9 protein-coding genes, 1 pseudogene and 1 riboswitch are annotated in these 16340 nt (G+C 47.1%); of the genes and pseudogenes, 9 read left to right on the top strand and 1 reads right to left on the bottom strand.

Features of this window, described 5'->3' with window-relative positions:
* Positions 1–2: 2 nt before the first annotated feature.
* The 4 genes and pseudogenes from rlmD to ETP43_RS11940 all read left to right on the top strand — a co-directional run bounded on the left by rlmD (position 3) and on the right by ETP43_RS11940 (position 3490).
* On the top strand, positions 3–1163 hold the full coding sequence (gene rlmD, locus ETP43_RS11955) for a 23S rRNA (uracil(1939)-C(5))-methyltransferase RlmD (protein WP_129258298.1): 1161 nt from the start codon (positions 3–5) through the stop codon (positions 1161–1163).
* A gap of 202 nt (positions 1164–1365) precedes the next feature.
* Positions 1366–1689 (top strand): annotated as a pseudogene (locus ETP43_RS11950) (PDDEXK nuclease domain-containing protein); the annotation flags it as partial.
* Positions 1690–1699: 10 nt separating this feature from the next.
* The gene (locus tag ETP43_RS11945; RefSeq protein WP_129258296.1) at positions 1700–2521 is read left to right on the top strand and encodes a TrmH family RNA methyltransferase; all 822 of its coding nucleotides are present in this window, start codon (positions 1700–1702) and stop codon (positions 2519–2521) included.
* A gap of 186 nt (positions 2522–2707) precedes the next feature.
* The gene (locus ETP43_RS11940; RefSeq protein WP_129258294.1) at positions 2708–3490 is read left to right on the top strand and encodes an HD domain-containing protein; all 783 of its coding nucleotides are present in this window, start codon (positions 2708–2710) and stop codon (positions 3488–3490) included.
* A 13-nt stretch (positions 3491–3503) separates the two neighbouring features.
* Here ETP43_RS11940 and ETP43_RS11935 read toward each other — a convergent pair whose 3' ends face one another.
* Positions 3504–4343: a helix-turn-helix transcriptional regulator gene (locus ETP43_RS11935; RefSeq protein WP_129258292.1), complete on the bottom strand. Its 840-nt coding sequence runs from the start codon at positions 4341–4343 to the stop codon at positions 3504–3506.
* 139 nt (positions 4344–4482) lie between these two features.
* Here ETP43_RS11935 and ETP43_RS11930 point away from each other — a divergent pair, with 139 nt between their 5' ends.
* From ETP43_RS11930 to ETP43_RS11910, 5 genes are all read left to right on the top strand, one after another.
* On the top strand, positions 4483–6510 hold the full coding sequence (locus ETP43_RS11930; protein ID WP_129258290.1) for a glycoside hydrolase family 127 protein: 2028 nt from the start codon (positions 4483–4485) through the stop codon (positions 6508–6510).
* Between the two features lie 230 nt (positions 6511–6740).
* Positions 6741–6939, top strand: a riboswitch (cobalamin riboswitch).
* Positions 6940–7151: 212 nt separating this feature from the next.
* Complete coding sequence (locus ETP43_RS11925) at positions 7152–12590, top strand: hypothetical protein (protein ID WP_129258288.1); 5439 nt, start codon at positions 7152–7154, stop codon at positions 12588–12590.
* Positions 12591–12706: 116 nt separating this feature from the next.
* The gene (locus tag ETP43_RS11920; protein ID WP_129258286.1) at positions 12707–14017 is read left to right on the top strand and encodes an ABC transporter substrate-binding protein; all 1311 of its coding nucleotides are present in this window, start codon (positions 12707–12709) and stop codon (positions 14015–14017) included.
* A 27-nt stretch (positions 14018–14044) separates the two neighbouring features.
* A complete protein-coding gene (locus ETP43_RS11915) occupies positions 14045–15109 on the top strand; it encodes a FecCD family ABC transporter permease (RefSeq protein ID WP_129258284.1) in 1065 nt (354 codons plus the stop codon).
* 1 nt (position 15110) lies between these two features.
* Complete coding sequence (locus ETP43_RS11910) at positions 15111–16196, top strand: ABC transporter ATP-binding protein (protein ID WP_129258282.1); 1086 nt, start codon at positions 15111–15113, stop codon at positions 16194–16196.
* Positions 16197–16340: the final 144 nt, after the last annotated feature.

The following is a 16340-nucleotide window of genomic DNA, read 5'->3' as shown; positions in this document are numbered from 1 at the left end:
AAATGAAGATTGAAGAAAAAGCAAAATGTCCGTATGAGAAAAAATGCGGTGGCTGCAAATATCAGGGAATTCCGTATGAAAAGCAGCTGAAGGAGAAAGAAAAGAAAGTACGGAAACTGTTAAAAGATTTTGGAAAACCGGAACCGATCATGGGAATGGACGATCCATATTATTACCGGAACAAGGTACATGCGACATATAAGCATATGCGTACCGGCGATATTGCCGTCGGACGATACGAAGAAGGAAGCCACCGTCTGGTGCCGATTGATGTCTGTCAGATTGAGAATCAGAAAGCGGACGAGGTGATCCAGACGATCCGGAAACTGGCAAAGTCCTTTAAGATCAAGATTTACAATGAGGACAGCGGCTATGGTCTGCTGCGTCACGTTCTGATCCGCACCGGAAGAAAGACCGGCGAGATGCTTGTGGTTCTGGTAACTGCATCCCCGGTATTTCCTTCGAAAAATAATTTCGTCAAAGCATTGCGAAAAGAGCACCCGGAGGTTACTTCTGTGTTCTTAAATATCAACGATAAAAAGACCAGCATGATTCTTGGAGAACGGAACATTGTGCTGTATGGAAAAGGCTATATTCAGGATGAACTCTGCGGATATATCTTCCGTATCTCCCCACATTCGTTCTATCAGATCAATCCGGTACAGACCGAACGCCTGTATAAAAAAGCGATTCGTCTGGCAGATCTGAAAGGAAAAGAACGGGTACTGGATGCCTACTGTGGAATCGGAACCATCGGTATGATCGCTTCCAAGCATGCGAAAGAGGTCATCGGTGTGGAACTGAACCGTGAAGCGGTAAAAGATGCGATCGGCAACGCAAAAGGAAACGGTGTGAAAAATATCCGTTTCTACCAGGCAGACGCCGGCGAATTCATGGTAGCGATGGCAGAACGCGGAGAGAGCATGGACGTCGTCTTCATGGATCCCCCGAGAGCCGGAAGCGCCGAGGCATTCTTACAGTCCGTAGCCAGACTGGCTCCGAAAAAAATTGTCTACATCTCTTGCAACCCGGAGACAATGGCAAGGGATCTGAAATATCTGACTAAGAAAAAATACGAAGTATCCAAAATCTGCCCGGTCGATATGTTCCCGTTCACGGAGCATGTGGAATGTATCGTGTCGATGGTGAGAAAAGAGAAATAAATAATAGCAGGCAAGTGCATTTCCGAGCTTTTCAGGTATGGGCAACATTCCGGAAAAGCTCGGATCTTTTATATGAAAACATATCTTACGGATGTGAAATCAGAAAGAGTATGAAATAAATGATAAGGAGGCGCAGCATGGGAGATATGTTATCAAAAACATCACATAAAAAGAAAGATCCAGCTATTGATCAGGAATTTTTAAAGAATACTTCATGGTTGACCTGGTTTTTTATAATCGGCTGTTGCGCTGCTTTGTACTGTTTGATTTGAAAATCGGTGAACTTAAGCATCAGGATATCGGTCAGATGCAGATGTATGTTTATTACTATGACCGCAAGGTAAAGCTGTCTGACGAGAACCCAACAATAGGTATTGTGCTGTGCAGAGATAAGAATAATGCTGTTGTAGAAATGACTTTACCGGAAGATAATACACAGATTTTTGCAAGCAAGTACGAGACAATTTTACCGAGCAAAGAAGCTCTGCAAAAACTGCTGGAAGAACAGATGTTAGATGAAGAGTAGAGGTATAATCATGAAAAATCATATAGAAATCACAAATTTCAACGACCCGAACCTGGATCTGTATGCGCGATTATCGGAAGTGCAGCTGCTGCGGTATGCGGAGCCGAAGCCGGGGATTTTTGTTGCGGAGAGTCCGAAGGTGATCGGTCGGGCGCTGCAGGCGGGGTATGAGCCGATCTCTTTTCTGGTGGCGCATCAGGATATGGATCGGGAAGCGGTGGAGATTCTGGAGCGGTGGGACGAAGTCCCGGTCTATACGGCGGAGGATGCGGTGTTACGGAAACTTACCGGTTTTGCCATGACGAGAGGGATGCTTTGTGCAATGAGAAGGAGAGAGCTTCCTTCGGTGGAAGAGGTCTGCCGGGGAGCAAGGCGGATTACGATTCTGGAAAATGTTGTGAATCCGACGAATGTGGGAGCTATCTTTCGCTCGGCGGCGGCACTTCACATGGATGCCGTACTTCTGACCGGAGGGTGCAGCGATCCGCTCTATCGCCGGGCGGCGAGAGTCAGTATGGGAACGGTATTTCAGATTCCGTGGACGTATTTTGATAAAAAGACGGTGTGGCCGGCACAGGGGATAGAGCAGTTACGAGAAATCGGTTTTAAAACCGTGGCGATGGCACTTCGGAATGATTCCGTGGAGATCGATGATCCCGGATTGAAAAGCCAAGAAAAACTGGCGATCATTCTCGGAACGGAAGGAGAGGGACTTCTGGCAGAGACGATGGAAGCGTGTGATTATACTGTGAAGATCCCGATGAGCCACGGCGTGGATTCTCTGAATGTGGCAGCGGCGAGTGCGGTTGCGTTCTGGGAACTTGGAAGATAAAATAGAGTAGTAAGGTATGAAAAAAATATGTTATAATATACAAGGATTCTGAAAACAAAATAATAAGGTATTCTTGGAAATTTCGGTTCAAGATCCGTGACAATCTGGAAAAAGTCTGCGAAGCATTGTTGTAAAACGGGTAACTGTGAAGGTACGGAACAGTTACTAAAACAGGAGGAAAAAAGGGTGGAGAAACAGGAATTGCATATTGATTTTGAAGCGGCAAAGGCGGCTTTTGAAACGTATCTGGATGAATATGACAGGACGGATGACAAGATTCATCTGAAAATCGTACATACCTACTGTGTGGTAGAATGTGCGGAAAAGATCGCAACCCGGATGCATCTGGGACAGGAAGATGTTCAGTTGGCGAAGATCATCGGGCTGCTGCACGATATCGGACGGTTTGAGCAGATCAGGCGATTCCACAGTTTTGAGCCGGGAACCATGGATCATGCGGTGTATGGCGCAGAGCTGCTTTTCGGACCGGAGAAAATGATACGACGGTTTGTAAAAGAAGATACGTTTGACAAACTGATCGAGACAGCAATCGCAAAACACAGCGATTTTCGTCTGGAAGGGATTAGCGATGCGCACACGCTGCTGCATGCACGGCTGATCCGGGATGCAGACAAGCTGGATAACTGCCGGGTAAAACTGGAAGAGACGATGGAGACGCTGCTGGATATGGATGAAGCGACCGTGGGAGCAAGTCCGATTTCTGAAAAAGTGTGGGCGTCCTGTCTGGCGGGAGAATCCGTGCTTTCTGCGAACCGCGTATCGGGGATGGATTACTGGGTGTCCTACTTGGCACTGTATTTTGATATCAATTTCCCGGAAACCTGGCAGATCATCCGGGAGAATCATTATATCGACCGGATTGCAGCCAGAGTACCGTACAGCCGGGAAGATACAAAAGAAAAGGTCGCTCATCTGGTGGCAGCTCTGCATCAGCGGATGAAAGGCTAGGATTTTTCCTGTGTTATCCATGAATCTGTCGGTAACGGGACGGAGAGAGGCCGAACTGCCTTTTAAAGGCTTTACTCAGATGAAATTCATCGCAGAATCCGTAGTTGATAGCGGCTTCACGCAACTTGGTGTCTGGCTGGGCTAGGAGAAACTGGCGGACCATCTCAAGCCGGGTTTCCATCTGAAACGCAGGGAAGGTTTTTCCACAGTTTTTATGAAAGCGGTTGTTCAGGGTACGCTCACAGATATAATATCGGGAGGCGATTTCCGAAGCGGAAAAAAAGGTCTGCGGTGTAGAATGAATCAGTCGGATGATCTCTTCAATCATAGGATCGGAGGGTTTCCGGCTGTTTTTTTGTGCTTCTAACTGGGAAAGTTCACACAGAAGAAGCGAAAAAAGTAAAGAAAGCCGGTTTTCCCGTTCTATGGACTGGCTCCATAAGACAGAGATCATATCCTGGATATACTGCCGGACGCGGGGAGCCTGCTGACAGTGCAGCAGACTGGAATAGGAGAACAGCTCGTTTTCCGTTCCGGGCAGGTCATCCGTTGTGGTGTGAGACGGGTTATACTGTTCTTCCGCGCGGGTGGGAAGTACATGGATATACATATGACGGTTTCCTGGATTACACATCTTCAGTCCATAATGATGACGTCCGGCAGCAAGAATCAGAAGATCGTCGCTGTGCAGCTGATAGATCACGCCATCTTCCCGGATTTCCCAGGTTCCATCTAAAATATATAAAAAATCGTGTTCTTTTAAAATACGGTCCGGGTGCAGCATCCCGTGGACGGATGTAACATAGTTGCCACTTGCGACCGTATGCAGTTTCATTTTCTCAAGAAGTACCATCGTAAGACCTTTCCAGTTTATACATGCCGGTTTCCATATGATCAATGTATAAATCAGCAAAATTATATTAGGATAGAACCAGAAAAACGTGAGGTTCAAGTCCTACCGTAAGTATAATCGCAAACAGGAGGTATTGCAAATGGATAAAAAAATGTATTCACATCCGCTGTCACTGCGCAGCATGCAGATCAATGACAGTTTCTGGAAGCGGGAGATGGAACTGGTAAGGAAAGAAGTGATTCCGTATCAGTGGGAAGCGTTGAACGATCGGGTCGAGGGGGCGGCTCCGAGTTTTGCCATGCGGAATTTTAAGGTGGCGGCAAAAAAGAATCAGGAGAGAAGAGAACGGGGAGATGCATTTAAGGAACCGGAATATACCTTCCGCGGTTTTGAGACACTGCCGGAAGATCCGGAGCATCTGGAAGATAAATTTTATGGATTTGTCTTTCAGGACAGTGATTTTTCCAAATGGATCGAGGCGGTGGGTTATTCTCTGACCCAGCATCCGGATCCGGAACTGGAAAGGATCGCAGACGGTGCGATCGATATCGTGTGTGCGGCACAGCAGGACGACGGATATCTGGATACTTACTATATTATTAATGGAAAGAATCATATTTTTACCAATCTGAAAGATCATCATGAACTGTACTGTATGGGACATCTGATCGAGGGTGCGGTGGCTTATTATGAGGCGACGGGAAAAGACAAGCTGTTGAAGGCAGCGGCGCGGTTTGCGGATTATGCGGCGGCGCATTTTGGCGCGGAGGAAGGAAAATGCAAGGGCTATCCGGGACATGAGATTGCGGAGATGGCGCTGGTTCGCCTGTATGATGTGACCGGAGAGGCGAGATATCTGGAACTGAGCAAATTCTTTATCGATGAGCGTGGAAAACGTCCGTATTATTTTGATAAAGAGCACCCGGAAGAGGTGAAACGTGGTCATGAGGATGATCTGAGATATGCATATAATCAGGCACATATGCCGGTGAGGGAACAGGACGAAGCGGTTGGTCATTCGGTGCGCGCGGTGTATCTGTATTCCGGTATGGCAGATATCGCAAGGATGACCGGGGACGAATCGTTGTATGCAGCGTGTGAGAAATTGTGGGACAGCATCACAAAAGAGAAAATGTATATCACCGGTGGAATCGGCGGTACACATATCGGCGAAGCATTTTCCTTTCCCTATGATCTGCCGAATGATACGGCGTATGCGGAGACCTGTGCTTCGATCGGTCTGGTATTTTTTGCAAGAAGGATGCTGGAGATCTGCCCGGATGCAAAATATGCGGATGTGATGGAACTGGCGCTGTATAATGGGATTTTAAGCGGCATGGCACTGGACGGAAAGAGTTTCTTCTATGTAAATCCGCTGGAGGTACTGCCGGAAGCGTGTCATAAGGATGAGAGAAAATTCCATGTCAAACCGGTACGGCAGAAATGGTTTGGCTGTGCATGCTGCCCGCCGAATCTGGCGAGACTGATCAGTTCGATCGGGGCGTATGCGTTTACGGAGAAAGAGGATACGCTGTTTGTACATCTGTATATGGGAAGTACATTGAAGAAAATGGTTGGCGAGCGCGAGGTACAGGTGCGTGTGGATTCGCAGATGCCGTGGGACGGGGAGGTTGCGGTCACGGTAGAGGCGAAGGGAACGGAGTTTGTACTTGCGATGCGGATTCCGGGATGGTGTGAAGGGGCATATACCCTGGAAGGCGCCGAGCAGGACGAGGTATCAGTGAAAGACGGGTATCTGTATGTGAAGAAGGCATGGGGAGAAAGTGATACGGTGAAGCTTCATTTTGCGATGCCGGTACGGCTGGTAGAGGCGGACGAAAGGGTTCGTGAGGATGCCGGCAGGGTGGCAGTGATGCGCGGACCGGTTGTGTATTGTCTGGAAGCGGTGGATAATGGGGAGAATCTGCATCTTCTGGAGGTGGAGCCGGAGGCTGAGGCACGGGTTTCGGATGGGGAGATCTGTAGAAATCAGGTGAAGGTTGTGCTGATGGAGGGATATAGAGTTGTGGATACGGCGAAGAAAGAGGGGGAATTGTATCATGTGTATAAGAAGAAGGAGAGAAAGCCTGTGGAGTTGAGGTTTGTGCCTTATTATACGTGGGCTAACAGGGGGGAGAATGAGATGGAGGTTTGGGTTAGAGTTTAGAAAAGTGTGAGGCGTTTCTGAGTTTGGTGGTAACTGATAAGTTTGAAAAGAATAATAGTACTTTTTACACACATATTTAAAATATGTATTTGTGAAGTGAAAAAAGTGAAAAGAGAGTCATTCATTAGAAAACGTGGGAGCGATTATGCAAATAAAATAGGTATTCGATGGAGGGAGAATTAGCGGGAAAGAAGGGTTGACTTATTTGGGGACTTTGTTATACTTACTGATGACAGAGTTTTCCAGTGCCTCAAGGTGGCGGTTGCTGCTGCGGGGATAATAGGGAATCAGGTGGGAGTCCTGAACGATCCGGTCACTGTGAACAGGGAGTGTTGTCATGGGATGCCATTGCATGGAGAGATCATGTGAGAAGGTTTGACAAGGCGATGATCTGTGAGTCAGAAAACCTGCTGGGAAAGTTGGTGATGAGCTTCCGAAGAAAGCAGAACTCCAAAAGATCGAAAAGCATTATTATGTTGTTTCAGTCTGAAGACAGGGATTGTGTGTCTGTAGTTGTATCTGACTTTTGAGAAGGATATGGCTACTTTTTTATGTTCAGGAAACTTGTATGCTGACGGGTTTACGGTCACTTCTCGTTTGACCGCCACAGATGATACATTTATAAAGAAAGGAAATGTGAGATGAAAGGAACAGGAAAGAGAGTACTTTCGGTATCTCTGTCTGTAATGATGGCACTGGGTATGCCGTCGGGCACATTTGCTGCTGCTCCGGATACGGAAGTGGCCGGGCAGGTGAGCGAAGCGGAAGTTCCGGTGACAACAGAGCCGGAAGCGACTGTGGAAGTTACACAGCAGGTGACAGAGACTTCGGAGACAACGAAAGAACCTGTAAAAGAGGAAGCAACACAGGAAGAAAAGGAAACGGAAAGTAAACAGGAAAAAGCAGAAGCAGCAACGGAAACAAAGGACAGTGCAGCGGATGCAGAAACTGTAAAAGAGTTACCGGATCTGAAAGTGACAAAGACAGAGCTGATTGAAACCAAAGACGAATACCTGGTTACGGTTTATACAGACAGCGATGTGTATGATCAGTTATATGTAGGAAAGAAAGAAGATACCGAGAAAAAAACGGTCGTAGAAGGAAAGAAGAGTCCGAACGGACAGTACACCTTCCAGTTTGTCGTCAGCGAGGAGAAGCTTGGCAGCAAATTACAGATCGTACCGGGCATGAAAGCATCCGGTGAGTGGTACACAAAAGAAGATGTCTTCTGCCAGGTACCGGAGAAATCTCAGACAGCATCTGCAAAGACAGAGACAAAAGAGCAGACGCAGGCAGAGGATCAGAAAGAAGAGAAATCTGTAGTTACCACAGCAGACAACAGCAGTACAGCAGAGAATGTAATCAAAGCAGTATATGCGACGGATGAAGCTAACGGAGACAAAGCAGGAACGGATTATTCCATGTTCAAAATTGCAAAATCTTCAGCAACCCTGAACGGGGATCAGATCGATGTGGAAATCTATGTAAGTCCGGCGAGCAGTGGAAGGTTTACATACGATGCACTGTATATCGGAAGATGGGATGACGAGACCAAGGAACCGCTGGTAATGGGCGAAGTGGATACTGAGCTGAATCTGGAGAAATTCGCGTTTAGCGTACCGGCAGAGAAAAATGGTCAGGAAGTCATCTTTGTACCGAGAAACGGAAGAACACAGAAGTTCAGTTCCAGTAAAATTGCACTGAAACTGCCGACACTGGGAAGCACTGATACAGATCCGGAACCGACCACGGCACCATCCGTACCGGACGGAAGCAAAGTGGAAAACAGTATCACAGCAGAAAAAGCAGACGGATCTGCATTTACGATGTTCAATGTGGAAAAATCCACCGCAACAGTGAATGGAGAAAACATTAATATTGAACTGTACCTGAAAGCGAATGCATCCGGAAAGTTCTCATACACCGGTATTTACCTGGGAAGTAAAGAAGATGAAGAGAAAACACCGGTCATTGAGGGAACGATCAACGAGGATAACAATCAGGTATACAAATTCAGCATTCCGCTGAGCAAAGCAGGAACAAAATTACAGTTTGTACCGATCAAAGCAAACGGAACATTCTACAGCAGAGCAGACCTGTATCTGACGATTCCGGAGTTCAAAGGTAACGGGGAAAACCCGGAGCCGACCACGGAACCGACCGAAACACCGGATCCGGATGTGACACCGTCAGATACCTCCAAAGCACAGGTGATCAAAGCGGACGGAACAGAATTCAAGATGTTCCAGATCTCAACCTTTGAGGCAAAGGTGAATGGAGATAAGATCGATCTGACCGTGGAGACCACAAACACATCGTTTGACAAGCTGTATCTTGGTAAAAACAGTGATGAAAATAAGACACCGGTGATCAACGGAACACAGGACAACGGGGTATGGAGATTCAGCTTCAGCGTGGATAAGAGCCTGACAGGAAAAGCCATTTCGGTTGTTCTCGGAAAACCGGACGGTAACTGGTACAGCAATCAGCAGTTGTATCTGGTTGTGCCGGAAGTAAAGGGAAGCGAAGATGTTGAACTGCCGGAGGCAGGTGTAACCATAGAACAGGGCGGTACTGCGGCAACATTAAACGGATTTAAGGTAGTAAGTTCTTCTGCGAAACTCTCCGGCGATCAGGTGACCGTTACATTTACCGTAGACGGAACGATCTATGACAGAATTTATCTTGGAAAGAAAGATGACCAGACCACATTTACCTTCCAGGTATCTGCAGATCAGCAGGGAATCTACGTTCCGATTACGCCGGGACGTACCAACGGAAGCTGGCTGACCAGCGGAAGAAATCTGTTTATCAAGATTCCGAACGTAGGGAAAACCTTTGATGCGGCAAGCTATCCGAACGGAATATATGATGTTTATGGCAATGCCCATACGCAGAATGGTGTATTTAACATTGAAGATGACAGTACGATCACGGTAAAGGGAGACGAGATCACAGTTACCATTTACTCTGGTTCTACTTCTTACGATAAACTGTATATCGGTGAAGTCGGAGACAGTGATGATGTCAAAGATGCCAATGCAGTAGAAGGAAAACTTCTCGGAGAATCGGATCCGAGCCGTCCGGAATACCGGGTATATACCTTCACCCTGAAAAAATCCCAGCTGGGAACCAAAGTTCCGTTTGTATTACATAACGCAAAAGGAACAGCAAAATGGCTGACAAAACAGGATTATCTGGAGATCCCGCAGTTTATGACAAAGATCGGGGATGTACCGGAAGATATCATTTACCGGAAAGCCAATCTCACGACCGATGCAAAAGATTTTATCATCAACGCAGACAAGAGTTACTACATGGTTACCAGTGGAGCACTTGGTCGTGTGGTGATGGCTACGGACAGCGATATCTATGACAGAATGTATTTTGGAACCAGAGACGAAATCAACAAAGCAATCAAGAGCGGAGACGGCGGAAATTATCTGTCTCTGTGGAAACTGACCAATGGTGCGTATGGATATATTTGGGATGGATTCACCACAGATATTACCGGAAAGACATTTTCTTATGTACTCTACAGCACGAAAACCGGAAAATGGTCCGAGGGAACGTATCAGATGACCATTCCGGCTCCGGATACCATGACGACAGCCTGCACAGATGCGGGAACAGGAAAAAGTCAGGTAGAGAGCGCGGATGATCCGTATGCAGATGCAAAAGCTCCGGATGTGGATGCAACGCCATCCCAGGAACCTACACAGGAACCATCCAATGCTCCGGCAGACGGTATCTACAACACTACCGCAGAGACCGGTGCAGCCATGTTCAAAGTGGTTGGTGTCAAACTGACCGTGAAAAATGGTAAAATGACAGCATTAATCACATTAAGTGGTGAAGGCTATGATTACCTGTATATGGGAACCGCAGCCGATGCGGCAACCGATACCGGCAACTGGATCAAATACAACGGAACAACTACCTATACACTGGACGGCGAGACTAAAACCGGAAGAACGTATGAGATTCCGGTATCCGCACTGGATACCGCGCTCACGATGGCGTCTCATTCCGAACGTCAGCAGAAGTGGTATGACAGAACTGTTACGATCAGCTCCAAAAATCTGGAGAAGATCGGAGATGTTCCGGCTGAGGGAACACCGGCAGATGGTATCTACAGCACAAGTGCTGTAACCGGCGCAGCCATGTTCAAAGTAGTGGGAACAAAACTGACCGTGAAAAACGGCAAGATGACAGCACTGATCACACTGAGCGGTGTTGGCTATGATTACCTGTATATGGGAAGCGCAGCCGATGCGGCAACCGATACCGGAAACTGGATCAAATACAATGGAACGACAACCTACACACTGGACGGCGGGACCAAGACCGGAAGAACATACGAGATCCCGGTATCCGCACTCGATCAGCCGATTACCGTAGCGTCCCATTCCGAAAGCCATGACAAATGGTACGACAGAACCATCACATTCAGTTCCAAAGATCTGACAAAGATCGGTGATGTTTCTGATAACAACAATGGAAACAACGGAAATAACGGAAACAACAATAACGGTACGACCGGAGGAAACAACAACAGCGGAAATGGTAACACAACCGGAAATACCACAACAAAAACGGACACCAAGCCGGATAGCGAATCCAAATACGAATCCGACACCAGTGGTTCCACCAAAGCAGTCAACAGCAAGACGAAACTGAAAGACGGTGTATACAAACCGGACAAATTCAGCTGGTCCGGCGGTACCGGAAAGGTCAATATCACCTGTGACAAGGTAACGATCAAAAACGGACAGGCACTGGCTACGATCGTATTCAGCAGTTCCGCTTATCAGTATGTAAAAGCAAACGGAAACAAATATCTGCCGACACATACCGGCGGAAAATCCATTTTTGTCATTCCGGTAGAACTGAACAAAAACAATACGATCATCGGTATGACAACCAAGATGAGCGCCGCACATGAAATCACTTACAGTATTCTGGTTTATCTGGCAGCAGCTGACGGAGACGGCAGCGGTTCTGCAAGCGGAGACGGCGGTCTGAACTTTGGAACCAACAAGAAACTGGATGAAAAAGCACCGGACATCATTGGTCTGGAGTACAAATCCGAAACCAAACTGGATTATGCGAAGTATTTTAAAATCTATCATTATGACAAAGATGTAACACTTCTGGAAATTGATATGACAAAAGATACGGACAACGATCCGGATAAGGTAAAAGAAGACACGGAAGACAGCGATACGAAGAAGTCCGATACAAAGAAAACTTCTACAAAGACAGACAGTAAGAAGGCTTCCAAGACCAGCACGAAGAAAACAACAAAAACAGACAGCAAAACCACAGACAGCGAGAGCGTAACCTACAGCGATGAGGGTGAAGTGATCGGAAAGACACAGGAAGAGCGTACCGCAGATCTGTATCGGGCAAATGTTGTCAAATATCTGATCGTTCCGGAAGATTCTGATGTGGAACTGCCGGTTGGTATCGAGAAAGAAATGATCGTTGTCAATCTGCCGGTCAAACATGCGTATGTGGATTCTGAGGAAAGTCTGAATACCATGGATGAGCTGAAACTTCTGAAAAAGATCGCAGCAGTGGGATTTGATCAGGACGAAACAGATATTGATGCAGTCAACGAAGCGCTGGAAGAGGAAGACATGATCTATGTAGGATCCGGAGAAGATCTGAAATTCCGGGAACTGGTGAAAAATAAAGTTGATCTTGCCATTGTATCCTCTGAGATCCTTCCGGGAAGCAAGACAGAAAAAGCAGCGAAAGAAGAGGAAGAGAAAGACAGCAAGACAACGAAGACTGCGGATACTTCCACAGACAAGACGGACAGTAAGACAAAGACAGCGGACAGCAAGACAACAACTGCTGACACCGATACAGAAGAAACCACGGTACTGGATTCTCTGGCAGATAACTTTGCAACGCTGGAAGTACCGCTGATCGTCGACCGTTCGGGAGATGAAAAGACAGAGCTTGCAAAAGCAGAATGGCTGAAAGTATACGGTGCAGTATTCGGATGCAGCAAGAAAACCGATAAATTATACAACAAAGTGGTAAAAGCTGCGGAGAGTAAGAAAAAATAACTTTCAGTAAACAGTCACAACGAAAAAACGTGAATTAACGAATTACCGGAAGCGGTCAGAACTCCAGAAGGAAACGTGACTGTTTTCCGGTAATCGTACATAAACGAGGAAAAAAGATGAGAAAAAAAATATACACAGCATGCAGCCATATGACAGCCATTTTCCTTGCGGCAGCCCTGATGCTGACAGGATGCGGAACAGGAGCCGGCGAGAGCAGTTCCGCAGATTCTAAGGAAACACAGACAACGGAAGCAGCAGATACCAAAACGGAAGAACAGCAGGAAACCGATACCACAGACGCAGAAGAAGCGGATACGGCGGAGGATACAGAGAGTACAGCCGACAGCGAAACGTCATATCTGACAGACGCACCGGATGCCCCGGAAGTTTCCGGTCTGACCTGCCAGGGAAAACTGAAATTGGACTATGCGGAGTGTTACGATGTCTACTATTACGATGACGACTATCAGCTGATCGATGTACACGACAGTGCACAGTATCTGCTGGTACCGGAAGGAGCCGAAGCACCGGAAGGTCTGGATGAGAGTATCATCGTACTGCAAAAACCTCTGGACAGAATCTATCTGGCAGCAAGTTCCACGATGGCACTGTTCCGTGCCCTGGACGCTATCGACAATATCAAGATGAGCGGAATCGATGCGTCCGGCTGGTACATTGAGGAAGCAAAACAGGCAATGGAAGACGGCAAGATCCAGTTTGCCGGAAAATACAGCGAACCGGATTATGAGATGCTGATCGACCAGGACTGTGATATCGCCATCGAGTCCACCATGATCCTGCATACACCGAAGGTTCAGGAAATGATCGAAGACCTGGACATCCCGGTATTTATCGACCGTTCCAGTTATGAGACACATCCGCTCGGAAGAACAGAATGGATCAAACTTTACGGTGCGATGATGGATAAAGAAGAGGAAGCCTACAGCTTCTTTGACGAGCAGGCAAAAGTTATCGAAGATCTGAAAGATTTTGAAAATACGGAAAAAACCGTAGCCTTCTTCTTTGTAAGTACCGATGGTTCCATCGTAGTCAGAAGAACGAAAGATTATATCCCGAGTATGATCGAGATCGCCGGCGGCCGGTATGTGTTCCAGGATCTGACAAATGAAGAGAGCAACAGTGCTTCGGTATCGATGAGCATGGAAGAATTCTATGCGACAGCAGCGGATGCCGATTATCTGGTATACAACGCCACCATCGACAGTCCGATCCAGTCCGTGGACGAACTGATCGCAAAGAACGACCTGTTTTCTGACTTTAAGGCAGTGCAGGACGGCAATGTATGGTGCGTTGGAAAATACATGTACCAGGCAACCGATATCGTCGGTCAGCTGATCACCGATTTCCATCTGATGCTGACAGGCGGGGATGAGAAGGATATGACCTTCCTCACAAAAGTAAATTAGTATGAAACAGTTACAATGGAGAAAATAATGGGAAAAAGACAGGAAGCTCCGAAGGGAGCGAACGATTTTCATTATGAAAATTTTCTGCGCAGAAGCAGATACACCACCGTATTTCTGGTGCTGGTGGCTGCCTTCTGTGTGATTACAGTTCTGAATATTAATACGGGAAATGTAGATATTTCCATTTCAAAGATTCTGCGGATCATCTTCCTTCGGGAAGGAGAAAAGATGGAGTACAATATCATCTGGAAGATCCGTCTGCCGCGTATCCTGATGGCGGCGATTCTTGGAGGAGCCCTTTCTCTTTCCGGATTTTTATTACAGACGTTTTTTGAAAACCCGATTGCCGGTCCGTTCGTGCTGGGTATTTCTTCCGGCGCGAAGATGGTGGTTGCTCTTGCGATGATCTATTTCCTTGGAAAATTCCAGGTGGTATCTTCGTATACGCTGATCATCGCGGCATTTATTGGTGCCTTGATCGCGACCGGATTCATCCTTCTGGTATCGCGGAGAATCCACCATATGGCAACACTTCTGGTAGCGGGTATCATGATCGGATATATCTGTTCGGCAGTGACAGACTTTGTGGTAACCTTTGCGGAGGACTCGGACATCGTCAATCTGCATGGATGGAGTCAGGGAAGCTTTTCCGGCATGAACTGGAGCAATGTAAAAGTGGCTGTGATCGTCATCGGAATCACCATTCTGATCACGTTTCTGATGTCAAAGCCGATCGGTGCGTATCAGCTGGGAGAAGCGTATGCACAGAGTATGGGTGTGAACATCAAATTTTTCCGGATCATGCTGATTCTGACGTCGAGTGTGCTGTCCGCCTGTGTGACCGCATTCGCGGGACCGATCTCTTTCGTCGGAATCGCGGTACCGTATCTGGTAAAACGCAGTCTCGGAACTTCAAGACCACTGGTCGTGATACCTGCCACCTTCCTCGGCGGCGGTGTCTTCTGTATGATGTGTGATCTGATCGCGCGTATGGCATTTGCACCGCTGGAACTGAATATCAGTACCGTGACTTCTATATTTGGTGCGCCGGTGGTTATTTTCATGATGCTGCACCGGAAGAAAGGAAACTGACATGGGAGAATATTATTTTCATCTGGATCAGCTGACGGTGGGATACAACGGAAAGCCTCTGATCAATCAGATTCAGGTAGGTATCCATAAAGGAGAGATTGTCACACTGATTGGACCGAACGGATCCGGAAAATCAACAATTTTAAAGAGTATCACCCGACAGCTGAAGATACTAGGCGGTAAGGTTTTGTATGAAGAAAATGATCTGCACAAGCTTTCTTACAAAGAACTTTCCACCAGGATGGCGGTAGTCCTGACAGAACGCATGCGGCCGGAGCTGATGACCTGTCATGATATTGTGGCAACCGGTCGCTATCCTTATACGGGTCGCCTGGGCATCTTAAGCCGGGAAGACGAGAATAAAGTGGATGAGGCCATGCGGATCGTCCATGCGGAAGAACTGGGAAGCCGGGATTTTAATGCCATCAGTGACGGGCAGCGCCAGAGAGTCCTTCTGGCAAGAGCTATCTGCCAGGAACCGGAGATCATCGTGCTGGATGAGCCTACCTCTTTTCTGGATATCCGTCATAAGCTGGAACTGTTATCCATTCTCCGCTCTATGGCAAAAGAAAAGGGCATAACCGTGATCATGTCTCTCCATGAGATCGATCTGGCCCAGAAGATTGCAGATCAGATCCTTTGCGTAAAAGGAGATCATGTCTGCTATTACGGAACTCCGGAACAGATCTTTGAAGAACAGACCATCCGGGAATTATACGGAATCGAAAACGGATTCTATGATCCAAGATTTGGCAGCATTGAGCTTCCAAAGGTTGAGGGGGAGCCGGAGGTCTTCGTGATCGCCGGATGCGGAAGGGGAATACCCATCTACAGAAAATTACAAAAGGATAATATCCCCTTTGCAACAGGCATCCTGTACACCAACGATGTGGATTATCAGTTAGCCCGCCTTCTGGCCACTGAGGTGATCACAGAGGAACCTTTTTACCGAATCACCCGGGAGCATCTGCAGAAAGCACTGCAGGTTATGGGAAAATGCAAAAAAGTGATCTGTGCCGATGTGCCTATCGGAGAATGCAACAAAGGACTGGAGGAACTGATCCGAGCCGCAAAAAAGAAATCGTAACGTTGAAGAAAATTAACAGTTACTGGTGTTCAGAATAACAACAGTCAGGTACAAAAGCCTCAGATCATAGGAGAGAAATTCTACAAATCAGATAAACATGCAGACTGCTGCGGAAGCTCCACACACACAAGCTCTTCCGGAAGA

The sequence above is a fragment of the Blautia faecicola genome (genome assembly GCF_004123145.1).
GTDB classification, from domain to species: domain Bacteria; phylum Bacillota; class Clostridia; order Lachnospirales; family Lachnospiraceae; genus Oliverpabstia; species Oliverpabstia faecicola.
This window is presented reverse-complemented; position numbering and strand designations above follow the sequence as displayed.